We start from the raw sequence: 18,954 nt of genomic DNA, 5'->3' as shown, positions 1-18,954 counted from the left end.
GGCGAACAGGAGACACGCCTCGATCGAGGCCAGCGCTGGTCGATCGTTCGTGACGGCACGACGGTGAACCACGACGTCGTCGTCACAGTAGCGACGTATAAGCGGCCCGGTCTGCTTCAAGAACTACTCGATTCTCTTGAGGAGGAATATTCTCGTACGCCGTTCAGCGTCATCGTGATCGACAACGACGCGAACGGATCGGGAAAGGCCATCGCGGACGCCGCCTCTGTACCCCTCGTATACGCGATCGAGCCGAAGCCTGGTATCGCCGCAGCTCGAAACGCCGCCCTCGACCGCGTGCCAAGCTCCGCGACTCACATCGTGTTCGTCGATGACGACGAGGTCGTGTCGAGCGGGTGGCTCGGGCATCTGTTGCGCGTCGAGACCCAGCTGAACGCCGACATCGTCTGCGGGCCGGTGGATTCTCTCTTTCCCGCAGGAAGCCCCGCCTGGATCGAGCGCGGAGGATACATCCAGCGCCCCGACGAAGAGGAGGGGATCACGGCGCGGATGCCCGCGACCAACAACACGCTTGTCCGCACGGAGTTTCTCCGATCTGCCGGCGATCCCCGCTTCGACGAGGCCTTCTCTCGCACCGGCGGGAGCGACACCGCCTTCTTCACTCCGCTGCTCAAGCAGGGCGCCCGGGTCGCGTGGTCGCCTTCCGCTCGAGTCTCGGAACGGGTTCCCGCAGATCGCTTGACCTTCAGATGGGTGATGCGTCGCTACATTCGACTCGATAACGTCTCGGGTCGGCTGCTCCTCTCGACGACCTCGCGGCCGGTGCTGGCCGCCAAGGGAATAGGGAACATCGCGTACGGTGTGCTGCGAACGGCGGCCGCTCTCCTTGTGGGCAAAGGCCTCCGCCTGAAGGACACGTGCCACATCACACGCGGTCTCGGGTGGTTGGGCGCAGTGTCGGATCGCTTGGTGCAGGAGTATTCGCGTCCTGCCTCGTCGACGACACCATAGATGGGGCGCGCGGCATCCCTTTCTCGTGTGCTGCGACAACGTCTCCCTCCGAGGACCGATTGGGGAAGCAACCATCGTTGACGCCACGTCACCCACCAGGCGGTCTCGGCTCAAGACGCCGATACGTATTTTGACCGCCGTGGTGGCAGCGCTTCTTGCCGGGATGACCTGGGTGTACGTCTTCCCGCGGGAGGACGACGTGCCGGAGCACGCAGATGCGGTCCTCGTCCTCGGGCCTGCGACTCACGCAAGGACCGAGCTTGCCCGGCGGATGGTCGTCGCGGGAATCGCCAAGACCCTCGTCGTCTCGGTCTGGTGGGCGGACTATATCGCGCCTGTCGGAGAGCGAGATGTCTCGGTCTGCGACGACCCCACCATCGTGGTGATCTGCTTTGTTGCTGTACCCGAGACCACCAGCGGAGAGGGAGAGGTACTCGCCCAGTTGGCTCAACGGAACGGCTGGAAAGACGTGATCGTGATCACACAGACGCCGCACCTGGAACGCGCGCGACTCATCCTCGCCCGATGTTGGGACGGCCGTACATGGATGAGGGCATCGGCCGAGCCGGCAGACCTCGGAGGGTGGATCTTCGAGTACGCCTATCAGACCGCCGGCTACCTCAAGATGCTCACGACGACGCGATGTGCGCCGCCGCCGCGGTGGATACCGATCCTCGCTCGTCCATCGATGAAGTGAGGCGAATCAAGGTCCCTGCGTCGAGCGGGCGAAGCCCGTGGCGGAGAGAGCAGGACTTGGCTGTCGAAGCGGGCGCTCTAAGCTAAAGGGATCGGCTCAGGTCAGCCGGCAACGTGAAAAAGCATCCAACCCGCTCGGGGCCGTACGAGGAGGAGCATGACGACGTACGTCGATGACTCCGTCACGTCGCCGCTCTCCCTCGGCGATGCGGTGGAGCTCGGTCATGCGCTCGTTCAGTATGTCGCCGACGCCGATGATATACGAGTGTTATTCATCAAAGGCCCGGTGGCCGACGCGCGCGGAGTCCGACCTCCACGGGTATCTGCCGACATAGACGTTCTCGTCCCTGCTTCCGAGACGCAAGCACTCCTCCGGAGCCTCAGCAGCCGAGGATGGGTGAGCCGACCGGAGTCCTTTGCGCATAGCGCGTTTGTCACGCATTCGATAACTCTCCTTCACGAGGAATGGCCATGCGACATAGATCTGCATGTGTCCTATCCAGGTTTTCTTGCCGACGCCGACGTGGTCTTCGAGGCGCTGTGGGCCAGGCGAGAGGCGCTCAATCTAGCCGGAAAGAACGTCAATGCTCCGGATTTCGTAGGCAGCGTCGTCATTGCCGCTCTCCATTCACTTCGCTCTCCCTTTATCGAGCGGCATCAGAAAGAACTCAGTGATGCGGTATCGGCGGTGCTTTCTCGACATGACTCGGAACAGATCACCGACGAGATCGTGGCGCTTGCCTCAACGACGGAGGCGCGCCATACGCTCGGCCCGTTTTTGGCAGAATTGGGCCACATCGAGACCGAGGACGCGCCCTCGACGCGAGAGTACTTCGAATGGCGGCAGAACGCGCGCCAGCTCAATCGGTCGGCACAGTGGATACGAACACTGCTGAATGCATCTCCGTCGGCCGCTCCTCGTATTCTCAGGCAGGCGATCTTTCCGTCGACGTCCGATTTCCTCACGGACCACCCCGATACGTCGCCAACGCCACGGGGCCTCTTTTTCGGCCGAGTCGCGCGCCTGATAGACGGCGCGCGGGCTTTTCCTGTCGCACTCGAGACGATTATCGAAGAACGTCGGGCGCTGAGGCAGCTCACGATCGACCCCTCCTCTCGGGAAGACTCTCGCGGCAACCGACGGCCGCCCGTCTTTTCGTCACCGGCACCCTTCGAATTCTCGACGTCACCCCAAGAAGATGAACAGCTCGTCGGGAAGGCTAGTCCGGTGTCGCCGGCCTTCTCGGACTCCCTGTATCGCCAAGCACCCGCGGTCGCGGAGGTCGAGCACGACGACCGGGTGGTCCTTCTCGATTTGGCGCGATCGCGCGCGAACCCGCTCGTTTTGTCCTCGTCGGCAGCGAATGTCTGGTCTGCTCTTTGGCGACCATTGCGGTTGGCCGATCTGATCTCTGACCTCGCGGAGCAGTACGGGGTAGATGAGGTCGCCATCTCGAGGGACGTCGAAGCGTTTCTCGAACATCTGGTCGGCCTGGGGATCGTGACGGCCGCCACCCGGCCGCCCGAGCCTGACGCCTCCGACACCGACACCGACACCGACACCGACACCGACGATCACCGTCCCAGCGACCCCGACGAGCAGCCGGCTGCGGGCGTGGCGACCGTCGAGCGCTGACACTCGAGTCGCACGACAAGAGCGTCGAGATCGCGCCGCAGCGGCACCAGCGGTCCGCGTGTCCCGCGGACGTACCGAAGCATCTCCCCGGCGGGGAGTGATCACCCTGTCCGCCCTCGGCGACGAACGACTCGTTGGCGGCCCGAGCGCAAACGCGACGTTCCTCGCCGTCCTACGTACCTCGACTGGGGGACAACCTCGCCATCCCCAAGGAGGGGGGCCATGACACGCTTGCACTGTGCCGCATTCGAGGCACGCACCGACAGGATTCGAAGAACTGGCATCACGAGCGCGTGACACCCAGCGCAAAAGATACAAAAGAAACCGAAGGCGCCGCGATGCGGAACCTTCGAAGAACCTGAACGAGCACAGTCATTCGGTACGGCATGAAATATACCCATCAGAGAAAGTCCGCGCCGATGTCATAGTCAATATCGGCGATGACGCGCACCCTGGGAGACGTTATGAGACGTATCGGGCGACCGTGGAACGTGGCGATTCTGATCGCGGCCCTCAGTGTCACGTCACTGGCCGCGTTCCCCAGTGCGGCAATAGGGGCGCCGACGCCGAACCTTCTCGAGGGATTCGAAGGAGACAGCGGCCAGTGGACCCGCGTCGCCGGTGCGCCGACTGTCACACGAGCACCAGCTCTCACGGAGGGCGCGTCCTCATTCTCTCTGGACTACGACCTTTCGGGCGGGACTGCCGAGGTCGAGCGCACCGTCTCAAACTCTCCCGTGCTCACGGCACCGTCGACTTCTCTCACGATCGACCTCAAGGGCGACGGTTCATACAACACGGTATATCTGAAGCTTCGCGATGCGACGGGCGAGTTCTTCATGTACCGCGTCGACGCCATGCGCTCATCGAGCCTGTACCCCGTCACGATCGATCTGCGAAAGCCGGCCGCAGGCTCTTCCGGCGGGAATGCCGACGGCGTGCTCGATGCACCGTTTGTTTTTTCCCGCGTTCTTGTGGTGCGCAACGGCAGCCAGCCCGCACGAGGAAACGTCACACTCGACAACCTGCGAGAGACTCCCAGCGGCTGGGGCCTGCCCGCCGCTCAATCACCGTACTTCGCTCCCTCGAAGGGCGAGTCGACGACCCTGGCGTTCACGCCCGGAGGCGCGGGCGACTACTCGATCGCCCTTCGGGACGGAGAGGGCCGGGTCCGTACCCTCACCGGATCGACATCGGGCGACGCTGTGGCGGTCCCCTGGGACGGACTCGACGACAACGGGTCCTTGATGAGAGGAAACATCAAGGCCGTCTTCCAGCATGACTCCACGGCGGACGGCACCCTCGACGCGCTCCGCACCCAAACGGGCATCCCGCTTATGACGACAGTCGCGGACAGCGACCCCGCGGGCGCCGTCACATCACTGGTCGACGGGTTTGAGTCCGGTGCGGGACCGTGGTCGACCACAAGCGGAACCGCCACCATCTCGCCCTCCCTCTCTAACAAGACGGAGGGAAGCTCCGCCCTGCGGATCGACTACGACATCAGGACGTCGAACGTGGAGGTGTCGCGGACGCCGGCGCAGGCTGTCACGAGCAGCCCGATCACCGCGTTGAAAGTCGATCTCAAGGGCGACGCGTCGTACAACACGGTGTACATGAAGCTTCGTGATGCCTCGGGCGAAGACTTTGTCTACCGCGCCGATGCGATGAGGACTACGACGTGGTCGACCGCCACGATGGACTTGACGAAGGCTCCCACCGCAAGTTCTGGAGGAGATCAGGACAAGGTTCTCGACCTGCCTCTGACTCTACGAAGCGTCAGCGTCGTTCGAAACGGCAGCCAGCCTGCGACCGGGTCCGTCATTTTCGACAACATTCGCGCGATCACCACAGGCTGGACCACCCCGACCGCCGCCACGAGTTTCTTCACCCCCCGGGCCGGCAATCCGCTTGCCCTCTCTTTCGACGCAGCGACGCCCGGAGACTATTCGCTACAGCTGCGCACGTCTGACGGGCTCCTTCGAACCTTAGCCGGGACGGTGACCCAAGCCGGACCGCAGACTCTGACCTGGGATGGCAGCTCGGATAGCGGTCAGGCGATGTCGGGCGAGGTATCGGGCATCTTCCTTCACGACACGATGCCCGATGGATCGGTGTCGTCCGCCGGGAGCACCCAGAGCGGACTCCCCTTCGTCGTGACCGTCGCAGCCTCGGATTCGGCGAGCACACTCGTCGACCCTTTCGACACGAACGACGGTCGATGGGTAAGCACGGGAACCGGAAGCGTCGTGACATCGACCTCCACCGATCGGACGGAGGGACCCGGCTCGCTGTCGCTTGCATACGACGTCAGCGCAGGGAATGCATCGCTGGAGACGAACAGTACGCCGGAGACGATCGCCACGGCGCCCATCTCCTCCCTCATGATCGATCTCAAGGGGGACAGCTCGTACAACTCCGTCTATGTCGTACTCGAGGACGCCACGGGAGAGAACTTCCTCTATCTGACCGACGCCCTTCGGTTGTCGCGTTGGGCGACGACGACAGTCGATCTCACACGACCGCCCGCCATCAGTCGCCACGGAAACAGCGATGGCGTCCTCGACTACCCGCTCACTCTTCTCGGTCTCAACATCGCACGAAACGGGACAGCGCCAGCGACGGGGTCCGTGCTCGTCGACAACCTGCGGGTCAAGTCCGAGGGATGGAGCATCCCTGCAGCGGCGGATTCGCGATTCTCGTCAGCCGCAGGCGAGACGACCACCGTATCCTTCACCGCGGGAGCCCCGGGCGATTACGCTCTCACGCTGTCCGACCTCTCGGGCCACACGAAAACCTTCACGGGAACGGCGTCCGCCGCCGGCCCGATCACCGTAGGTTTCGATGGCACCGATGGTTCAGGTGAACCGATGGCGGGATCGGTGAAAGCACAACTCGCCTACGACACCTCTCCTGATGGAGTTCTCTCAAGTGCGGATGTCGTCGCCTCGAACCCTTACACGACCGGAGTGACAGCTCGTGCATCAGCGAACGAGCCGCGGTCGATCGCCGGCGTGAACGCATTCTTGACCTCGCTCGACGACCCAGCCAAAGCCGATCGGCAAGCAGCGCTCATGGAGGAGGCTTCCCTCAGGTACGACCGAGAGGAGTTCGAGTGGAAGCGCGTGGAGCCACGGAAAGGCTTCTTCGACTGGGCTAAGTTCGATCAGGCCGTAGCGATAACGGACGCGCGGAACGTCGAGATGATTGGAAAGCTCGTCTACACGGCGCCCTGGGCCTCGTCGGCACCCGCCGGCACACCGGCCTCCGACATCGAATACTATCCGCCCACCAACATCTCAGATTTCACGGACTACGCCTCGGCGGTCGTCGACCGCTACAAGGGAAAAGTTCATGTCTGGGAAGTCTGGAACGAGCCCAATACCGCGTTGTATTGGAAGCCGGGCCCAGACGGGCAGGCCTATGGACAGCTGCTCAAAGCGACATACGCAGCGATCAAAGCCAGCGATCCTTCTGCGACGGTACTCGTCGGAGGACTGGCAGGCTTCGACCTGTCCTTCATGAGAGGGATCGAAAGCGCGAACGCAGGCTCGTCCTATGACGGCCTTGCGATCCACTCCTATTCCAAGGGCGCACCGACATCAGGCCAGACGGAGACCTGGCTGGACGCTGCCGCGAGTTACCTGGGACGGACGGCGCCCGGACGCTCTCTATGGATCACCGAAGTCGGGTGGCCCACGTGCACAGACTGCGATGGAGCGACGAGCGAAGCCGACCAGGCCACGTACCTGTCCCAGACCTATCTCGACGCTGCGGCACGAGGCATCGCGGGAATCACTTGGTACAACCTCGTCGGCGGCGACAACCCGCAAGCACGCCTGGATACTTTCGCTTTGACGACGAAAGACGGGAGGAAGAAGCCTGCGTACGACGTTCTGAAGGACATCGGAGCCGCGTTCGACGGTGCGGAGTCCTCAGGACCGGCCGCAGCTACAGCCTTAGACTCGTCTGTTCGTGTGAACGACCTGGCCTCGACGAGCGGATTCACGTCTGCAGGCATTTCCGGCGGTTCGGCGCGGCTTTCGGTCACGACCTCGCGGCACAGCGGCGCCGGCGGATTCCGCCTCGATTACAGCTACAGCGGGACGTCCAAGGGAGGCCAGATCTCCACCAATCAGCTGCTACCCGGAGAGCCGACCGCCGTCTCGGTCTGGGTGTACGGCGACGGAAGTATGAGCCCTATCTACCTGAAACTCCTCGACGCGACCGGCGAACGGTTCCAAGCGCTGGTGGGCAACTCGGGAGTGCCGGGCTGGAAGAAGATGACCCTCTATTCAGATGGCATGAACGGAAATTACACGCATGCCGGCGGCGACAACGACGGAGTGTGGGACTACCCGATGAAGCTGACGGACGTGTTCGCCTACAAAGGAACGTCAGGCATCACCAGTGGAACCATCATGATCGACGACATCACCGCCGACTATGGCGTCAACATCCACGGAACGGTTCTTCTGAACAACGAAGGAAGCACGCAGGCGGTCTATACGGCCGACGACGTCCAGACAAGTCTCCCCGTGACGGGATCGGAGGCGTCCGTCACGAATGCCGACGGCACGACTTCCGCTCCCGCGACGGGCGGTCTCATTGATGTCGACTTGGGAGCGCTTCCGACATTCGTGGCTTCACCGATGTCGGTGTCCGCCCCCGCGGCCGGATCGGGCGCTGCCACCGAGATCAGCTGGATAGGGGGCGATAGGCATCGCATGACGGTCCAGATTCTCACACCAAGCGGCGTCGTCATCCGAACGATCGTCAATCAGAGCTACTTCGATGCCGGGGAATCGTCGGTGCTCTGGGACGGGAGAAGATATGACGGTAGTGTCTCGCCGGTGGGGAGCTACGTCGCGAAGGTCACTCTGACCCCGACGGAAGGCGAGCCGATCTCGACGACACAGTCATTCGCCAAACAGTGACGCTCGGATCCTCGATCGTCGAGGACCCGGCCGCCCGTCAGCCGACGACGCGACGACCGAGGACCCGAGCAAGCACGACCTTGGCGAGCGAGACACATCCGTAGGCGACGGCCGGGAGACCCGGCCGACCGACCGACATCCCTCTGACCATAATCCGCAGCACTGCTCGGGGAGATCCTGCGCGTCGAGCGAGGAGGAGGCTCTGCGTCAAGATGAAATCGCCGAGAACCCTCCGCCCGTCGGGCGCCAGCCTCTCGAGCGCCCATTCGACCGAGGCGTCTGCTTTGATGCTCTGCGAGACGGATCCCGAGCCCGGGGTCACCAAATAGACACCGAGAGCATCCGGCGACTGCACGACGGTGAGGTTCGGGTGGGCATGTGCGACATCGACGAGCCAGCTGACGTCCTGGTGGAAACGCAGAGACCGATCGAACGGCGTCGTCAACGCCAGCGCTCGAGGAAAGAGAAGGCACGAGGCCTGGATGAACCCGGTTCCTCCCCGCACTTTCCGCTTGAGGAAGAGATACTCGACGAGAGACTCACTGGGCTGGATCAGGCGGTCGGGCCATACGAGGGCTCCCCGCTCGTGACCGGCGACCGAGACACGACAACTTGCGATCCACGTCTCAGCAGCCCCCTCGGCGGCGTCGACCGCCTCGAACTGCTTCGCCAGCTTCTCCGGGAACCATATGTCATCGTCGTCGAGCAGAGCGATGAAGTCGCCGGTCGCCAGCTCGATCCCCGTCTGTCGAGCGACGTTGCCGCCCGCCCCAGGACCGACACGAACGAGGCAGACGCGCTCATCGTCGGGAATATCGATCTCGTCGAGAGTATCGGCGACGACGAGGACTTCGTGTACTGGATGCAGCTGAGCGAGAGCCGACGTGACGGCCGCGTGCAGCTCGTGACGACCAATGGTGGGAATGACGACGGAGACGGTTCTCATCGGGCTCCTCCAGCGAGTCGACGTTCGTTACTGCTTCGGGTGAAGGGCTCCCGCACTCGCGAGGGCCGAGCACTTTGCAGACCCCGCGCATACACGCGGAAGCGATGCGCCCCTGCACGACTCCGCTCTCCGATCGCTCCGGGGAGCAGCGCGCGGGCACCGAGGAACAGTCGCCGTGCTCCGAAACCGAGGAGAACCGTTCCTTTCCAGAGCGCAACCTGGATCGACCATCGCGCCATCCGCCAGGAGTAGAGGTCGAAGAGATTCTCGATCCACGCCGTCGTGACCCTGCCGTCAACGCCCGCCGACGAGCCACCGATCTCGTGATGAGCCGTCACTCGCGGATCGACGGCGATTCGCCATCCGAGGGAGCGGAGCCGCAGACAGAATTCCACGTCCTCGGCGTACATGAACCAGCGCTCCGTCAGGGCGCCCGCGCTACGCCATACGGTCTGCGGAACCATGACGCATCCTCCGCTCACCCAATCAACCTCCCGAAGAGAGGTGCCGAACGATTCGCGAAAAAGATAGTGCCCTTCGAGGAGGGGCACCCGAGAGCCGAGGCGGGACAGACCGGTCTGATGAAGAAGCATTCTCCAGATCGTTGGGGCGTGACCTGCCGCGATCACTCGGACGTCGGTTCCTTCATGTCCGACGAGCGGGGAGATCGCTCCCAGACCGGGATCGTCATCCAGCCTCGCTGCGAGTGCGAGGACCGATTCAGAGTCAATGAGCGCATCGGGATTGAGAAGAAGGATGTGGCGACCTGCGGCGGCGGCAGCAGCCTTATTGACGGCCTTGGCGAAACCTGCGTTTTCTTCGTTTTCAATGAGGGTCACGTGCGGATGACGGGTCCGGACAGCTCCGACGGTGCCATCCGACGAGAGATTGTCTATCACAAGGACTTCGATACGCTCATCCGCTCCGAGGAGGTTGAGACATTCGTGAACGACGGCGTCGCTGTTGTAGGTGACGATAACGACCGAGACAACGGGCCGCGACGAGCCGTTCATCGGGCCTCGCCACCCGAAAGCAGGGGTTCGAGCGCGGAGCGCATGGCAGAGACCGAGTCCTCCCAGGTATATCGGTCGAGGACCGCACGCCGGTCCGGCGCCGAGGGTGGCGAGGCAAGCGCCGCGACGAGGGCTTCACTGATCGCGTCAACGCGTCTCGGATCCACGAAGGCCGCATTGGTCCCGAGGATCTCGCGGAAGACAGGAATGTCGCTCACCAGGAGGGGGGCGCCTGCATGGAGTGCTTCGAGAGTCGGCATGCCGAACCCTTCGTCGAGGGAGAGGAAAAGGAAAAGAGCCGTGTTTCGGTACAGCCACCGAAGTGACTGATCGTCGACCCTGCCGAGAAAGACGATCGCACCGGAGACGACGGCTGCCGCCACTCCTGGCGGCAATTCAGCCGACTTTCCTGAAGCCTCGCCGACCACGACGAGGGGGAAGTCGGGAGAGACGGCGCCCGACTGAAGGGCCGCCTCCGTCGCGGCAGCGAGGTTCTTCCGGGCGTTCAACCGCCCCACGGTGAGGACGAAGCGGCCGGCCTGCAGCCCCGGCACGGGGGACGAATTCCCCTCCACTGCGGGACTGAGTCCCATTCCTACGGCGACCGGGACCGTAGATCGCGGCGCGTAGCGAGCGATCCGTCGAGCTTCGGAGGATGTCGAGGAGAACACGACGTCGGCGCGGCCGAGAGAGGCTCGCATCAAAGAGAAATACAGACGCTCTTTGCGCGTGAACCAGTCCGGATCAGAGAGGAAAAGGAAGTCGTGGATGAACACGGCCGACGCTCCGACGAGCGGCGTGAAGTTGTGCGTCAGTGTGACGTCTACTTTATGGCGATGCGCGATCAGTGGGAGTTCGATCATTGAGCTAATGCCCTGCGGCGAGAGACGAGTCGGAACGACCTGCACCGCGTCACCAAGTTCGGCTCGAGCGGACGCGACATCACCTCGCGGAACGGCCACGAAGAGACGATCGTGCGGAAAACGTCGCGCCCAGGCGAAGATGAATTCCCGCTGAACACTCTTGTTCGAGATGGGTCCACGGACCCACCAATTTCCATCAAACAAAATACGAGCGTGAGCGCTCACGGACAAGTCCGACATTCAGTTCCTCACCTTTCCGAGCCTTGAGGCAAGCATGCGATTCGGCCGACTATAGCGCTCTGATGTTTCGCGGAAGTTTTCTCCGCCTGCGCCGTGCCGCCGCGAAGGTGATGAACTCTCGGTGGCGATCAGGCTGTCGCTCGCGATCGACGACGCGCAAGGATCGACCCGATGGTGGCAACCATCCCTCGATAGGGCGGAATCGCGGCGACGATCGCGGCGGCATAGAGCGCGGTGGCTCCGACTCCGATCGCGACAGCCGTGAAGGGCTCCGTAACGAACGCAGAAACCAGGAGACCGATCCCCATGGTCGGCACGGCCAGAATTCCGACGAGTCCCAGTCCGGACAGGATCAAGGGTCCCGTCGAGATCGGAGAACTACGTCCTGCCCACCACATCTGCAGGAACCAGAAGAGGAGATAGCCGACCGAGCTGCCGATCGCTACGCCTACTCCTCCCCACGGTACTCCGACGAGGATCGCGATGATGATGATGGGCTGCGTCACGAGGTAGAGACGGAGCTGTTTGCCCGTCAGGCCGAGAGCGACGAAGATCCAGTAGGGAACCTGGCCCATAGCGCGGAAGATTCCCGACACCGCGAGCGCCTGCAAGATGGGGACGACGGGTAGCCACTTGTCTCCGAGAAGTATCAGCGTGAGGGGCGCGGCGAGCCCCACCATGCTCGCGTAGAAGAGCGACGCAAGGGCGACGGTGAAGAACTGCCCTGTGCGCAAGTACCGGAGGAATTGCGGAAGATCGTCCTGAAGACGAGCAAGAATGGGAATGGCCACCCGCGAGAGGGGCGCCGTGAGCTGGGTCAGAGGAAGCACGATCAGCTGATAAGCCCGACTGTAGAAGCCTAGGACGGCCGAGTCGTAGAAGATACCCAGCATGACGTTATCGATGTTCTTGGAGACGTAGCTCATGCCCTGTGTTCCTGCGAGAGCACCACCGAATCGCAGGAATCGAGTGATGGACTCGCCGCGCTTCGGCAGGCCTGGGAACCATGCGGCGAACAGGACGTTCAGCACCAACGAGATCACGGTGACTGAGATCGCTTGCACGACGAGAGCCCAATAGCCCGCTCCGGCCACTGCGGCGATGATCGCCAGAACTAGGCCGATCGCTTGAGGAACAGCCTCGGACAATCCGAGCGCCATGAATCTAAGATCTCGATTTATCTGGGCCTTGAACTGGGTCGCGATTCCGTTGACAAGGAAGGTCAACGCAAGCACTTGGGTGATGAGAACGAGTCGGGGCTCGTCGTAGAGCGCCGCAAGACCCCATGACGAAAGAAAGACGATGACGCTCAGCACGAATCCCGCGGCGGTGTTGATCCAAAAGAGATTCGTCTTCTCACCCGGCGACAGCGTCTTGGCCTGTACCGCCGCAACGGAGAGGCCGAGGTCGCGCAGGAGTTCTCCCACGCCGATCACTGCCGTCACCATGGCGAGAAGGCCGTAGTCGGAAGGGCTGAGAAGCCGGGCGAGGATGACGATCGACAGTCCGAGGAGCCCGATCCGAACTCCCTGCCACAGCAGGGTGGCGCTGACGCCGCCCAGCGCACGCCCTCCGAGAGAGGCGCTCACCGGGCGGCTCGTCCGAGCGCACGCCGAGTGAGGTCGTCAAGGGCGACGCCGGCGGCAGCCAGTGCGGCGAGGAGCTCCCCGCGCCTGACGAGTTGTGCGTCGAGGACGTCAGCAATCTCACCGGCCGCTCGCCCAGAGCCCAACACAGTGATGTTCCGGTACCCGATCGCGTCGAAATGACGCGCGACCTTGCGGTCCGGCTCATCGACCACGTTGACAGGAACGGCTCCTTCGGTCGCTGCGACGATCAGGACGTGCAAGCGGTCGCTGAAGACGGCAGCAGCGCCCCGATAGATCTCGCGGAGGCGCTCCTCCTGCACCGCATGGGTGATCCCCTCTGGCCATCCCGCAGCGACGCCGCCCAGCGCCTCGGCGAGCTCGCGCGTCCGGGTCTCGTCACGGCCCACCTGCGTGACCACGACGATCGAGAGCTCTTTCTTCTCGGCAAAGTGCCTCACGCCGTCGAGGGTGGCCGAGCTGAGGATGTCCCGGTCGCCGCGGTACGACAGGACGAGGGTCTTCCGGGGCATCCCCTCGGCGGTGCTCGCCGGAGCGAACCCCCAGTCGGGCATGACCTCTCCGATGCGGAACGCCGCCGCGCTCTCGATGTCGCGCCACGCGACGAGGGACGAGAGGCTGTAGAGACGGCGGAAGGCGGGCACCACCTCCGTGTTGACCGAACGCTGTCCGATCCCGAGGCGAAGGACTCGACCACCGCTGGCGCGCACGGCGAGAATCAGCGGGAGGAGGCTGCGTTGACCGCGATAGACGTCTCGCGTGACCATGATCTCGCCCGGCTTGTCGACGAACCATGCCCGACGGCGCAGGGCGGCACGGAGGGCGGCGCGCTTCCACTCCCCCATGTCCGAGTAGACGATGTCGCTCGGGGCGAGCTCCAGCGCCGCGATAAAGTCGCCGGACGCCTCGCCCAGGAAGAGATGCAGGCGTCCCGCCGGCCGGAGGCGGGCGAACATCTCGCGACGGAGGACCACGTCCCCGATGTTGTCTTCTTGACCGGTACCGCGGATGAAGATTTCTCGGCTCACAAACATCTACTTTCCGACGTCGAAGGACGGCACGTTCTTCGGTGGGGGACGTCCACTGGGACGTGCCAAGAGTAGACTATTTCGCGACGGCGTCACGACCGAAACATCACTGCACCCCATCCCGAAGACCCGGGGATCAGAGGGCAAAGACGCTTCATTCTTCTCACGAATGACCCCCGAGAAAGGGTCTTTCGGCACCCAGCCGGGCGGCGCAGACCACGACCTCGTGCGGCGAGGTCCCTCCGCCACGCTCGATCACGTCCCCGGAAGGCATGCGTCGCCTGACAGGGTTCCCCGACCGGGCTTGTCAGCGTTCCCCGAGAGGGCGATCGGGTGGAGGAGACAGCGTCACCGTGATCGTCGATTCCGGAGGCGGTGGGGATGTGGTCGGCCACTCGCCGCGACAGCCGTCGAGGAGACGAAGAACTCTTTCCCCACAATGATGGCGAGCGATAAGCAGCCTCTTCGCCGCACATCGAGTGGCCCGTCACGCCGAGTCACGCTTTTCCTGAATGAGGGTGCAGAGAGGTGTCCCCGCTGAATTCTCTTTTCGACGCATTCTGCGGTGACGACTCCCCACCTCGCCCCCTCAGCGCACCGCCACCGTCGCCCGGTCCCGCCCGGTCAGATCGCGCTGGGTCGTCGCGCCCCGCCAGCCGTCGGCGGCCAGCAGCTCGCGCAGCTCGCGTCCCTGCAGCTCTCCGTGCTCGATCACGAGCACTCCCCCGGGGCGCAGGAGGCGCCGCGCGGTCACCGAGAGCGCGCGGACGACATCGAGTCCGTCCTCGCCTCCGTACAGCGCCGACGGCGGATCGTAGAGGCGCACCTCGGGATCGCGCGGGACCGCCGCGGCGGGGATATAGGGCGGGTTCGACACGACGACGGCGACAGTGCCATCCAGGTCCGGCAGCGCCCGAGCCAGGTCGTCGAAGACGATGCGGGCGTTCTCGAGACCGAGACGTTCGCGGTTGCCGCGCGCCCAGATGAACGCCTCGGTCGCGTTCTCGACGCCGATGACGCGCGCATGCGGGACCTCGTGAGCGAGTGCGAGGGCAAGGGCGCCGCTCCCGGTGCCGAGATCGACAGCGAGGGGGGAGGGATCGGCGACGGCACGCAGGGCGTCGATCGCGATTTGCGCGACCTGCTCCGTCTCGGGGCGCGGCACGAACACTCCCGGCCCCACCGCCAGCTCGAGCGAGCGGAACGGGGCAACGCCGGTGATGTGCTGCAGCGGCTCACGTGCCGAGCGGCGCTCGATCGCGCGGTCGAACGCCTCCCCCACCGCGTCGTCGACGCTGAGGCCGGTGATCAGCCGCGCCTGGAGCTCTCCGCGGCCCAGACCGAGCAGGTGCCCGAGCAGCAGCTCGGCGTCGACATCGGGAGTGGGCACGCGGGCGGCGGCCAGCCTTCCCACCGCCTCGGCGAGCAGTGCGCGGACGTCACGGGTCACGGTGATCACGACTCGTCGGAGCCGATGTCGGCGAGCCGCGCCTCCTCGTCGGCCTGGATCGCGCTCTCGATGACGGGATCGAGGGCTCCGTTCATCACGCCGTCGAGGTTGTACGCCTTGTAGCCGGTGCGGTGGTCGGCGATGCGGTTCTCGGGGAAGTTGTAGGTGCGGATTCGCTCGGACCGATCCATCGTGCGGATCTGGGTCTTACGGGCGTCGGAAGCTGCCGCCGCGATCTCCTCCTGCTGTCGCGCAAGGATGCGGGCGCGCAGCACACGCATGCCCGCCTCGCGGTTCTGCAGCTGGCTCTTCTCGTTCTGCATCGAGACGACGATCCCCGTCGGGAGGTGCGTGATGCGCACCGCGGAGTCGGTCGTGTTGACGGACTGGCCGCCAGGCCCTGAGGAGCGGTAGACGTCGATCTTGAGGTCGTTCTGGTTGATCGCGACCTCCTCGGGCGCGTCGACCTCCGGGAACACCAGCACGCCGGTCGTCGAGGTGTGGATGCGGCCCTGCGACTCGGTGACGGGGACGCGCTGCACGCGGTGCACGCCTCCCTCGTACTTGAGGTGCGCCCAGACGCCCTGCGAGGGGTCGGTGGCGTTGCTCTTGATGGCGACCTGCACGTTCTTGTAGCCGCCGAGGTCGGACTCGTCCCGGTCGAGGATCTCGGTCTTCCACCCCTTGGCCTCGGCGTAGTGCAAGTACATCCGCAACAGGTCGGCCGCGAACAGGGCGCTCTCGGCCCCGCCTTCTCCGCCCTTGATCTCCATGATCACGTCGCGACCGTCGTCGGGATCGCGCGGGATGAGGAGGCGGCGCAGCTTCTCCTGCGCGACGCGCAGCGACTCCTCGAGCTCGGGAACCTCCTCGGCGAAGGCCTCGTCGTCGCGGGCGAGCTCGCGCGCGGCCTCGAGGTCCTCGCCGGCCTGGAGCCACGCCGAGTGCGCCGCCTTGATCTGGCTGAGCTCGGCGTACCGCCGGTTGACCTTCTTTGCCCGCGCCGGATCGGCGTGCAGGGCAGGATCGGAGAGCTGCGTCTGCAACTCTTCGTGCTCGGCGAGGAGGACGCTGACGGATTCGAACATGGGGTCCTGGTTTCCGAAGGATCGTGGTGGGTGGGGCGCGACGCCCGGGAACGCCAAACGTCCGCGACCACCCCTGCAGTGCAGAGGCGATCGCGGACGTGAGGGCGCTAGTGGTGGGTCGTGCCGTGCGTCGCGGTGGCCGGGCCGACGGCCGACTTCGACACCTGCATCAGGAACTCGACGTTCGACGAGGTCTCCTTGAGGCGCGACAGGATGATCTCGAGGGCCTGCTGCTGGTCGAGCCCGGCGAGGGCCCGGCGCAGCTTCCAGGTGATCTTGACCTCGTCGGCGCTCAGCAGCATCTCCTCGCGGCGGGTACCGGAGGCGTTCACGTCGACGGCGGGGAAGATCCGCTTGTCCGCCAGGTGACGCGAGAGGCGCAGCTCCATGTTGCCGGTGCCCTTGAACTCCTCGAAGATCACCTCGTCCATCTTCGATCCGGTCTCGATGAGCGCCGTGGCGAGGATGGTGAGCGAGCCGCCGTTCTCGATGTTGCGGGCCGCGCCGAAGAACTTCTTCGGCGGGTAGAGAGCGGAGGCGTCCACTCCGCCCGAGAGCACACGGCCCGAGGCGGGAGCGGTCACGTTGTAGGCGCGGCCGAGGCGGGTGATGGAGTCGAGCAGCACGACGACGTCGTGGCCCAGCTCGACCAGGCGCTTCGCACGCTCGATGGCGAGCTCGGCGACGGTCGTGTGGTCTTCGGCGGGACGGTCGAAGGTGGAGGCGACGACTTCGCCGCGCACGGTGCGCTGCATGTCGGTGACCTCCTCCGGACGCTCGTCGACCAGGACCACCATGAGGTGCACCTCGGGGTTGTTCTGCACGATCGCGTTGGCGATCTGCTGCAGCACGATCGTCTTGCCCGCCTTGGGCGGCGCGACGATGAGTCCGCGCTGGCCCTTGCCGATCGGGGCGACCAGATCGATGATCCGCTGGGTCAGCTTGCCCGGCTCGGTCTCGAGACGGAGGCGCTCGGTCGGGTAGAGCGGGGTGAGCTTCTGGAACTCGACGCGCGCGGCCGCCTCCTCGACGGTCTGGCCGTTGATCGAGTCGACCTTGACGATCGCGTTGTACTTCTGGCGGCCGCCGCCCTCGCCCTCGCGGGGCTGACGGATGGCACCGACGACCGCGTCGCCCTTGCGCAGGTTGTATTTCTTGACCTGGCCGAGCGAGACGTAGACGTCGCTGACGCCGGGCAGGTAGCCCGTGGTGCGCACGAACGCGTAGTTGTCGAGAACGTCGAGGATGCCGGCGACGGGGATGAGGACGTCGTCCTCGCCGATCTCGGGCTCGATGTCGTCACCGACCGCTCCCCCCCGACGCTTGCGGTCACGGTAGCGGCTACGGCGACCGTCCTCGCCCTCGGCGCTCTGCTGCGGGCCGTTGCCGTTCTGCGCGGAGCCGCCGTTGTTCTGGCCATTGCCGTTCTGGCCGTTCGTGTTCTGGCCGTTGCCGTTCTGGCCGTTGCCGTTCTGTGCAGCCTGGCCGCCCTGGTTCTGCGCGGCCTGGCCGCCGTTCTGCGCTCCGCCATTCTGGGCGCCCCCGTCGTTCTGACGGTCGTCGCCCCGATTGCGGTTGCGGTTGCGGCGATTGCGACCGCGGCCGGTGCCCTGCTGGTCGCCGCCCTGCTGCTGGTCCTGCTGATCGCCGGACTCGGACGACTCGACGTCGTCCTGCGGGGTGGTCTCGTCGAACTGCTGCTCGTTCTGCTCTGCTGAGCCGCCACGGCTGCGACGGCGACCGCGACGGTCACGCTGGCTGTTCTCACGCGAGGAGTCATCCGACTCCGGGCCGTTGGGCAGCTCGATGTCGATGACCGGCTTGGCGGGCTGCTCCGCATCGGTGCTCGGCTCGATCACCGGCAGATCCGGAATGAGCGATTCGACGCCGCTGCCTCCGGGGATGTTGACGTGCTCGCCGGCGGCGACGGTGCCGCTGGAGGCGCGTCGCGAGCTGCGACGGCGCGGGGTGCGCTCGGCCGACTCGGCGACCGGCTCGGCCACGACGGGCAGCTCGACGTCGACGGGGGCCGACTCGGCGACGGGATCCGCCGCCTCCTCGACCGCGGGAGTCGCCTGCTCGACCACGTCGACCGGCTCGGCCTCGGTGCCCGACACGTCGGCGGGCTCCGTGACCTCGGGCTCCGGAGTCGCCTGCTCGGCGACATCGGCCGGCTCGGCCTCGGTGCTGGACGCGTCGACGGCAGCCTCGGCCGCCGCACCGGCGCGGAGGTCTGAGATCGCCTGCACGAGCTCGCCCTTGCGGAGCTTCGAGGCGCCGCCGAGGCCGAGGCTCGTCGCGAGCGCCTGGAGCTCGGCGACGCGGAGCGCCGAGAGATCGGCGCTGAGGTTCACGGTCGAGCCGTGAGTGTTGACATCTGTCACTGGAGAGGGTTCCTTCCCCCCGGGAACGACTGCTCACCGGGAGAGCTCATCGACCGTGCGGTGCCATCGCGTGTTCTGATCCACGCGATGCTCG

General features: G+C 65.0%; 12 protein-coding genes. 4 read left to right on the top strand and 8 right to left on the bottom strand.

Translation table 11 applies throughout. The annotated features are described in order from the left end of the window. Positions 1-63 precede the first annotated feature (63 nt). From ITJ45_RS13410 to ITJ45_RS13395, 4 genes are all read left to right on the top strand, one after another. Complete coding sequence (locus ITJ45_RS13410) at positions 64-972, top strand: glycosyltransferase family 2 protein (protein ID WP_194610530.1); 909 nt, start codon at positions 64-66, stop codon at positions 970-972. A gap of 25 nt (positions 973-997) precedes the next feature. Further along, positions 998-1,669 (top strand): hypothetical protein, encoded by a 672-nt coding sequence (locus ITJ45_RS13405; RefSeq protein WP_228500807.1) that lies wholly within the window; start codon positions 998-1,000, stop codon positions 1,667-1,669. A gap of 156 nt (positions 1,670-1,825) precedes the next feature. After that, on the top strand, positions 1,826-3,304 hold the full coding sequence (locus ITJ45_RS13400) for a PqqD family peptide modification chaperone (RefSeq protein WP_194610534.1): 1,479 nt from the start codon (positions 1,826-1,828) through the stop codon (positions 3,302-3,304). Positions 3,305-3,744: 440 nt separating this feature from the next. Then, positions 3,745-8,241 (top strand): endo-1,4-beta-xylanase, encoded by a 4,497-nt coding sequence (locus tag ITJ45_RS13395; protein WP_194610536.1) that lies wholly within the window; start codon positions 3,745-3,747, stop codon positions 8,239-8,241. Between the two features lie 37 nt (positions 8,242-8,278). Here the strand turns inward: ITJ45_RS13395 and ITJ45_RS13390 are convergent, their stop codons facing one another. The 8 genes from ITJ45_RS13390 to rho all read right to left on the bottom strand — a co-directional run bounded on the left by ITJ45_RS13390 (position 8,279) and on the right by rho (position 18,860). Beyond that, complete coding sequence (locus ITJ45_RS13390) at positions 8,279-9,187, bottom strand: glycosyltransferase family 2 protein (protein WP_194610538.1); 909 nt, start codon at positions 9,185-9,187, stop codon at positions 8,279-8,281. Next, the gene (locus tag ITJ45_RS13385) at positions 9,184-10,200 is read right to left on the bottom strand and encodes a glycosyltransferase family 2 protein (protein ID WP_194610540.1); all 1,017 of its coding nucleotides are present in this window, start codon (positions 10,198-10,200) and stop codon (positions 9,184-9,186) included. The genes ITJ45_RS13390 and ITJ45_RS13385 overlap by 4 nt, the downstream gene beginning before the upstream one ends. Beyond that, the gene (locus tag ITJ45_RS13380) at positions 10,197-11,303 is read right to left on the bottom strand and encodes a glycosyltransferase family 4 protein (protein WP_194610542.1); all 1,107 of its coding nucleotides are present in this window, start codon (positions 11,301-11,303) and stop codon (positions 10,197-10,199) included. Before ITJ45_RS13380 ends, ITJ45_RS13385 begins: the two co-directional genes overlap by 4 nt. Positions 11,304-11,431: 128 nt before the next feature. Beyond that, entirely contained in the window at positions 11,432-12,892 is a 1,461-nt protein-coding gene (locus ITJ45_RS13375) for a lipopolysaccharide biosynthesis protein (RefSeq protein ID WP_194610544.1), read from the bottom strand. Beyond that, the gene (locus tag ITJ45_RS13370) at positions 12,889-13,938 is read right to left on the bottom strand and encodes a polysaccharide pyruvyl transferase family protein (protein ID WP_194610546.1); all 1,050 of its coding nucleotides are present in this window, start codon (positions 13,936-13,938) and stop codon (positions 12,889-12,891) included. The genes ITJ45_RS13375 and ITJ45_RS13370 overlap by 4 nt, the downstream gene beginning before the upstream one ends. Positions 13,939-14,527: 589 nt before the next feature. Further along, positions 14,528-15,388: a peptide chain release factor N(5)-glutamine methyltransferase gene (gene prmC, locus ITJ45_RS13365; protein WP_194610548.1), complete on the bottom strand. Its 861-nt coding sequence runs from the start codon at positions 15,386-15,388 to the stop codon at positions 14,528-14,530. 5 nt (positions 15,389-15,393) lie between these two features. Continuing rightward, a complete protein-coding gene (prfA, locus tag ITJ45_RS13360) occupies positions 15,394-16,476 on the bottom strand; it encodes a peptide chain release factor 1 (RefSeq protein ID WP_194610550.1) in 1,083 nt (360 codons plus the stop codon). A 107-nt stretch (positions 16,477-16,583) separates the two neighbouring features. Next, complete coding sequence (rho, locus tag ITJ45_RS13355; RefSeq protein WP_194610552.1) at positions 16,584-18,860, bottom strand: transcription termination factor Rho; 2,277 nt, start codon at positions 18,858-18,860, stop codon at positions 16,584-16,586. Between the last annotated feature and the right edge of the window lie 94 nt (positions 18,861-18,954).

It is taken from the genome of Rathayibacter sp. VKM Ac-2879 (assembly GCF_015351245.1).
Classification (GTDB): Bacteria; Actinomycetota; Actinomycetes; order Actinomycetales; family Microbacteriaceae; genus Rathayibacter.
The sequence above is the reverse complement of the archived record's forward strand: the minus strand, read 5'-3'. Positions and strand labels throughout refer to the sequence as shown.